5 protein-coding genes and 1 other RNA gene are annotated in these 7,024 nt (G+C 43.4%); 3 read left to right on the top strand and 3 right to left on the bottom strand.

Features of this window, described 5'->3' with window-relative positions:
- Positions 1 to 210 precede the first annotated feature (210 nt).
- A complete protein-coding gene (locus B0E43_RS25805) occupies positions 211 to 2,625 on the top strand; it encodes a thiamine pyrophosphate-dependent enzyme (RefSeq protein ID WP_077346965.1) in 2,415 nt (804 codons plus the stop codon).
- Positions 2,626 to 2,660: 35 nt separating this feature from the next.
- Here the strand turns inward: B0E43_RS25805 and B0E43_RS25800 are convergent, their stop codons facing one another.
- A complete protein-coding gene (locus tag B0E43_RS25800) occupies positions 2,661 to 3,314 on the bottom strand; it encodes a hypothetical protein (RefSeq protein ID WP_254423358.1) in 654 nt (217 codons plus the stop codon).
- A 96-nt stretch (positions 3,315 to 3,410) separates the two neighbouring features.
- Here B0E43_RS25800 and B0E43_RS25795 point away from each other — a divergent pair, with 96 nt between their 5' ends.
- Entirely contained in the window at positions 3,411 to 4,406 is a 996-nt protein-coding gene (locus B0E43_RS25795) for an acyl transferase (protein WP_077346961.1), read from the top strand.
- A 277-nt stretch (positions 4,407 to 4,683) separates the two neighbouring features.
- Here B0E43_RS25795 and B0E43_RS25790 read toward each other — a convergent pair whose 3' ends face one another.
- On the bottom strand, positions 4,684 to 5,841 hold the full coding sequence (locus B0E43_RS25790; RefSeq protein WP_077346959.1) for a sigma-54 dependent transcriptional regulator: 1,158 nt from the start codon (positions 5,839 to 5,841) through the stop codon (positions 4,684 to 4,686).
- Positions 5,842 to 5,856: 15 nt separating this feature from the next.
- Positions 5,857 to 6,297: RNase P RNA component class A (rnpB, locus tag B0E43_RS25785), an RNA gene on the bottom strand.
- 208 nt (positions 6,298 to 6,505) lie between these two features.
- On the opposite strand from rnpB, the gene B0E43_RS25780 reads away from it, so the two are divergent.
- Entirely contained in the window at positions 6,506 to 6,982 is a 477-nt protein-coding gene (locus B0E43_RS25780; RefSeq protein WP_077346957.1) for a PaaI family thioesterase, read from the top strand.
- Positions 6,983 to 7,024: the final 42 nt, after the last annotated feature.

Here is a 7,024-nt window from a genome sequence, read left to right as displayed (position 1 = left end):
TTTACAAATTCGTGATTCTCAAACAAATTGATTGTTTGTTGAATTATTTCGAAATAATATTTCAGAAAAATGAATTAATTGCAATTCAATCGAAATTATTGATTGTTAAAATGTAAAGTTGAAATTTGCATCAAAATCTATTTTGGCTATTTTTGATCATGCTAAGTGTCGATTTCAATACCCAAAGTAAACTTTAGAATATTACCGCTTATGGCATTTTCCAAAACGCATACTCCAAGTTCAGAAGTAAACCAAGTATCCAAAGAAGAAATTCTAAATGACTTCAAGGTTGCCGTTACCAGCCGTAATGCTTCCCTGATGGGGAGAAAAGAAGTCTTTATGGGAAAAGCCAAGTTCGGGATTTTCGGCGACGGTAAAGAATTGGCGCAGATTGCGATGGCCAAAGCCTTTCAGATCGGAGATTTCAGATCAGGATATTACCGGGACCAGACTTTTATGATGGCGCTTGGGGAATTGTCTGTTCAGCAATATTTTGCTCAGCTCTATGCCCATGCCGATGTGGAAGCAGAACCAGCAAGTGCCGGCCGCCTGATGAACGGGCATTTTGCCACTCGCTCGATCAATCCAGACGGTACCTGGAAGGATCTGACTAAAATGTACAATTCCGCTGCGGATATCTCTCCAACAGCTGCACAAATGCCAAAACTGCTTGGATTGGCTTATGCTTCCAAACTTTTCAGAGAAAATAAGGGACTGAAGAAACTCACCCAGTTTTCAGTGAATGGAAATGAAGTTGCTTGGGGTACCATTGGCAATGCATCCACTTCAGAAGGGATGTTTTTTGAATCGATCAATGCTGCAGGTGTAATGCAGGTTCCGATGGTGATTTCCATCTGGGATGATGGGTTTGGAATTTCTGTACCTCAGGAATTTCATACCACCAAAGGAAGTATTTCCGAGGCATTGATGGGATTCCAGAGAACTGAGACCGAAAAAGGATTTGAAATACTCCGGGTAAAAGGTTGGGATTACGAAGCTTTGGTTCAAGCTTTTCACCATGCCGGGCAATTGGCCAGAAGAGAGCATGTTCCGGTAATGATCCATGTCGAGGACATGACGCAGCCTCAGGGACACTCCACTTCAGGCTCTCACGAGCGGTACAAATCCGCTGAGCGATTGCAATGGGAGAAAGATTGGGATTGCATTGCCAAGTTTCGGGAATACATCATTTCCTCAGGAATTGCCAAAGATGAGGTTTTGGACCAAATCGAAAATGAGGCCAAATCGGAAGTCAAAAGACAAAAGGAAGCTGCCTGGAATCAGTTTGCTAGTGAAATCAAGAATGAAATCAATGAAGTGATTGCTTTATTGAAAACTACGGCTGAAAAAAGCAGCAGGAAGGTGGTATTGCTCCAACTCGCAGATGATCTTTCGAAGACCATCAATCCGATTCGAAAAGATGCAATCACCACAGTTCGAAAAGCCCTTTTAATCTTAAGATTTGATTCGGAAGGTGTCAAGAATGGGCTTAAGGCCTGGTATAAGGCTCAAGAATCCAAAAATTTTGACCGTTACAACAGTCATTTATACAGCCAGACAGAATGGGCTGCCGAAAAGATCAAGGAAATTCCGGCCAGTTATGATGAAAAATCTGCGCTGGTGGATGGCCGCGAAATCCTGCAGGCCTTTTTTGATTATACTTTGGAAAAAGATCCCCGGTTCTTCGCCTTTGGAGAAGATGTGGGGAAAATCGGGGATGTAAATCAGGCTTTCTCCGGTCTTCAGGCCAAGTATGGTGAAAATCGGGTTGCTGATACAGGAATCCGAGAATGCACCATTATCGGTCAGGGCATTGGTACTGCGCTGAGGGGCTTGAGACCCGTAGCCGAAATCCAGTATCTTGACTACTTGCTTTATGGGTTGCAAATGCTTTCGGATGATTTAGCTTCACTTCTCTATCGAACCAAAGGAGGCCAAAAAGCGCCCCTTATTGTCAGAACCCGTGGCCACAGACTGGAGGGAGTTTGGCACTCAGGGTCTCCGATGGGGATGATTCTCTCCTCACTGAGAGGGATGCTTGTCTGCGTGCCCAGAGACATGACTCAAGCAGCAGGGATGTATAAGACGATCCTGGATTCCGATGAACCTGCCATTGTGGTAGAATGTCTAAACGGTTACCGATTAAAGGAAAGAATGCCGTCCAATTTGGGTGAATTTACCGTGCCATTGGGCAAGCCCGAAATCCTCCGGGAAGGAAATGATCTGACCGTGGTCACTTATGGAAGCATGTGCCGAATCGTCCTGGAAGCTGCAGAGGAATTGGCTGAGGTAGGTATTTCGATTGAGGTTATAGATGCCCAGACGTTATTGCCATTTGACACCTATGGTGTGATTGGGAAATCGATCAAAAAGACAAACCGGGTGATCTTTGCAGACGAAGATGTTCCTGGTGGAGCTTCTGCGTTTATGCTTCAGCAAGTCATCGAAGAGCAGGATGTATTCCAATATTTGGATTCTGAACCACGTACTCTCGCAGCCAAAGCCCACAGGCCGGCGTATTCCTCAGATGGGGATTATTTTTCCAAGCCAAGTGTAGACGATGTAGTTGAAAAAGTCTACCTGGTGATGCATGAGATGAATCCGAAGAAGTTTCCTTCGATATAAAATAACAGCCCTCAATTTTTTTGGGGGCTGTTATTTTATGGGGTATTTCTGGTGATTTGCCTGAGGGTGACTTCCGGGCTCGAAACTTGATTGCTTCTGTTGAGTGCCCGATCCTGAATTTCCACATCGATACGGAGAGTGTCCGTTCTAAAAATCGACTCCCAGCCAGAGGAAAGCATTCTGTATTTGATGTTGCCTTCTACAGCCTGGCCTTCTTCTGTGGTCAGGATTCTGGGAAACCTGCCATTGAATGTGGTGTAAAACGGAGGATCTTGCCATCTGAATTCAGTAAACTTCCCGTTTCTTTTGATGTAAAACCTCACGAAAATATTGTACTGATCTTCATTTTGCTCCACCCATACCGTGTCTTTGACCACTGTGTTGTTGATAATCGGATCCACCACCCAATCGATCGGATTGTAAGAGGGAGCTTCAGGTGGTCGTTTTGAATAAGTGATGAGATTGCCCGCAGCATCCCTTTTGTATATCAGAGGATTAAAAGGAGGGTTGATATCTGTTGAAGACAAACCCAGATCACCTTCGGCATCTTTGAAGTCGACACTCACGATCAAAGAGTCTTGAGCTGGAGTTTGGACATACTCTATGGTTGAAAATTCAATTGCAGGAATACTCGGAAAATTGTCCGGAGGACTAATACAGGAAGTCCAGCTCAACGCTGTTACCAACATTATTCCTGAATAGTTTTTGAATCGCATCGGCTGAAGGTAAATTTACTCCCTAAAATAACGTTAGTTTTTCTCAGTAAAAACGCAAATTATAAAACGATGCAAGATTTTAAAAGTTTTTCGGAAAGGCTCAGCTTTATTGAAAGCGACCGATTCGAAGAACTTGCATTAACCATTTTTAGATTTCAATCCATTGGAAATGAGGTTTATAAGGCTTATTTAGATGCCCGGAGAATCGATCCGAAGGACGTTAAATCTCTTGATTCTATCCCATTTTTGCCGATTCGATTTTTTAAAGATTTTCCTATAGTTTGTGGTAAACCTTCCGATTTCAGTTCATTTTATTCCAGTAGTGGGACTACCGGAATAATCACTAGCAAACATTTCATTTGGTCAGAGCCTTGGTATTTGAAGCATGCTCAAGAGATTTTTGAAAAAAATTATGGTTCTCTGGCAGAATTTCATGTACTGGCTTTGTTGCCTGCTTATCTTGAACGGCCAGGTAGTAGTTTGGTGTCTATGGCCAAGCATTTCATCGATGAATCCAAATCAGAGCATTCCGGATTTTACTTATACAACCAGGATGAATTGCTCGAAAAATTGGAATTGCTGAAGACGGGTTCCAAAAAAGTTTTATTGCTGGGAGTGACCTTTGCACTGTTGGATTTGGCAGAATCCGGTAAGATTTTTTCTCCCATTGATAACTTGATGGTGATGGAAACCGGAGGGATGAAGGGGAGGAGAAAAGAAATGATCAGGGAAGAAGTTCATGATAATCTTAAATCCTTTTTCCGGGTAAAAACCATCCACTCGGAATATGGAATGACGGAACTGATGTCCCAAGCCTATTCAAAAGGGGAAGGAAAATATACGCTTCCGGCTTCCATGCGCGTTATACTTCGGGATGTGAATGATCCGCTCAGCTGGTCAACGAGATCACAAGGCGGAATCAACGTGATTGATCTGGCCAACTTCCATTCCTGTGCATTTATTGAAACCCAGGATCTGGGTAGATTTGATGAAAATGGGTTTCTGGAAGTATTGGGGCGATTTGATAATTCTGAAATTCGAGGCTGCAACTTGTTGGTGCAGTAATTGCTATCTTAAGATTTAATAGACATATTTGAAAAGCATAAAAATTGACCTATGAAATCGAGCATGACTCAGTAATCACCAAATGTGACGCTTATTCATCATGCGAGATTCCATCTGACCTTTAAAAACAAATTATAAACAGATGAAAAGATTAGCCACGATTGCACTATTGGTCGGGATTTTAGCTTTGGGAGCATGTGCCTCCAGCAAACCTTGCCCTGCCTACGCAAAAGCACCTACAGCGCAAAAATCCAATATCTAAAAAATATGCTGACCTTTAATAGTCAGCATATTTTTTTATGTCTTCGAGGCTGATTACCGGTTCTCCCAGAATCACCAATCTCTCCACTACGTTTCTGAGTTCTCGGATATTTCCAGTCCATGGAAATTCCTGCAGCATATGTAGCGCATCTTTAGCGATGCTTTTCTTGGCATCTCCGCTTTCCATAGCGATATCCTCCAAAAACTTGTCCACTAGCAAGGGAATGTCATCTTTTCGGTCTTTCAAGGCAGGTACCTGCACTAGGATCACACTGAGCCGATGATATAAATCTTCGCGGAACCTTCCGGCTTCAATTTCCTTTTTCAGATCCTTGTTAGTAGCAGCGAGTACCCTAACATCTACTTTGATGTCCCTGTCACTGCCGACTCTGTTGATCAGATTTTCCTGAAGCGCCCGAAGTACTTTGGATTGAGCCGAAAGTGACATGTCTCCGATTTCGTCCAGAAATAAAGTGCCTCCTTGGGCCTGTTCAAACTTACCGTTACGCTGCTTGTGAGCAGAAGTAAAAGCTCCTTTTTCATGGCCAAAAAGCTCCGATTCGATCAATTCTGAAGGGATTGCTGCACAGTTGACTGCTACAAAAGGTTCAGCCTGACGGTTGCTTTTTTGGTGAATCCAGTGGGCAACAAGTTCTTTTCCAGTTCCGTTTGGTCCGGTGATCAAAACCCGTGCATCAGTAGGAGCGACTTTTTCAATGGTGTTTTTTACTCTGGCGATAGCAGGAGATTCACCTACCATGTCAAACTTTTTGGAGAGTTTTTTCTTAAGCACTTTAGTCTCGGTGACCAGTTGCTTTTTGTCCAGCGCATTTCTGACTGTGAGCAAAAGTCTGTTTAGATCTGGGGGCTTGGGGATAAAATCAAATGCACCCTTTTTGGTTGCCTCAACGGCTGTCTCAATGCTACCATGTGCGGAAATCATGATAAACTGAGGAGGGCGATCCATAGCTTTGGCATGATCCAAAACCTCGATTCCGTCCATTTTGGGCATTTTGACATCGCAAAGCACCAGGTCAAATTCTTCTTCCTGTATTTTGGCCAAGCCTTCTTCTCCGTCTTGGGCTTCTGATACTTCAAATTTTTCGTACTCTAATATTTCCCTAAGGGATGCGCGTATAAAGCGCTCGTCATCTATAATCAGAATCTTTGGCATAGCGTAAAATAAAGAAAAAAGTGCAAGTCTGTAAGCCGGGTTCTGTATCCCTTTGCCGATAAAATCAGCCCAGAGTTTTTGTCATTTATCTAGTCCCGGCCTTGCGATCGGGATCCATCGATCTACCCACCCCGGAATCCCGAATGAACGAGAATCGAACGAGCAGCTCTTTGCCCGGGGCCTATTTGATCTTTCAACCCATAAGGTTTGCCTAGCTTCCGATGTCACCACCGGACCGGTGGGCTCTTACCCCACCTTTTCACCCTTACCCTTCGACAAACTCAGGGCAAGCCCTGTATCGATTGGCGGTTTGTTTCTGTGGCCCTGTCTGTATTCCTATCGTCACCAATAGAAATCCTTCCCGTTAGGAAGTATGGCGCTCTGTGTTGCCCGGACTTTCCTCCCTCCCGACCCCGGTAGCAATCGGGGTAGGACGGCGACAAAACGACTTGCACGCTGCAAAGTACGGCAATTTTTACCGATAGGTTTGTTCACAGAAAGGAAAGTCTACTAAGGGCTGAATTAATTTTCTGTTTTTTCAATGGGTTTAAACATTCCAAAGGCTATCCTGTTATTAAAGTATTAAAGGCTTTCTTTATAGTGCTGGGTTGGGCCGCTCCGAAAGGGGCGGTTCTTTTTTTAGATATTTCCCTTATCTTTTTTCATGAAAAATTCGAATCAAAGGAAATTCAAGCGCCTGATCCGTTTGATCAATTGGTATCCGCCCTACTTTTTCTCAGGAATCAAAATAGTGGACCATGCGCCTGATTTCTCCATGTTTCGATCCAGACTCAAACTGACCTGGTATAATAAAAATCTGGTTGGAACAGCATTTGGAGGATCGCTCTATTCGATGTGTGATCCGTTTTTCATGTTTATCCTCATCATTCATTTGGGAGAGGATTACATCGTTTGGGATAAATATGCTTCGATAGAATTTGTCAAACCCGGAAAAGGAACCGTTTTCGCAGAGTTTAAACTATCAAAAGAAGAAGTGGCTGAGATCAAAACGAAAGTGGATCTGGAGGGAAAGTCAATTTGTGAATTCCCCTGTGAAATCAGAGGTGAGTCAGGCGAATTGGTGGCGACACTGAAAAAAGGCATTTATATCCGAAAGAAGACTTCCAAAAAGGAGGAATAGGATTAGGCGACTTAGATTTTTACCTTTGTCCAAACCAATAAA

Source organism: Algoriphagus sp. A40 (assembly GCF_002002735.1).
Lineage (GTDB): Bacteria > Bacteroidota > Bacteroidia > Cytophagales > Cyclobacteriaceae > Algoriphagus.
The sequence above is the reverse complement of the archived record's forward strand: the minus strand, read 5'-3'. Positions and strand labels throughout refer to the sequence as shown.

Coding starts and splice junctions, on each gene's coding strand:
- B0E43_RS25805 (WP_077346965.1), top strand. CDS start 211: ATGGCATTTTCCAAAACGCATACTCCAAGTTCAGAAGTAAACCAAGTA.
- B0E43_RS25800 (WP_254423358.1), bottom strand. CDS start 3,314: ATGTTGGTAACAGCGTTGAGCTGGACTTCCTGTATTAGTCCTCCGGAC.
- B0E43_RS25795 (WP_077346961.1), top strand. CDS start 3,411: ATGCAAGATTTTAAAAGTTTTTCGGAAAGGCTCAGCTTTATTGAAAGC.
- B0E43_RS25790 (WP_077346959.1), bottom strand. CDS start 5,841: ATGCCAAAGATTCTGATTATAGATGACGAGCGCTTTATACGCGCATCC.
- B0E43_RS25780 (WP_077346957.1), top strand. CDS start 6,506: ATGAAAAATTCGAATCAAAGGAAATTCAAGCGCCTGATCCGTTTGATC.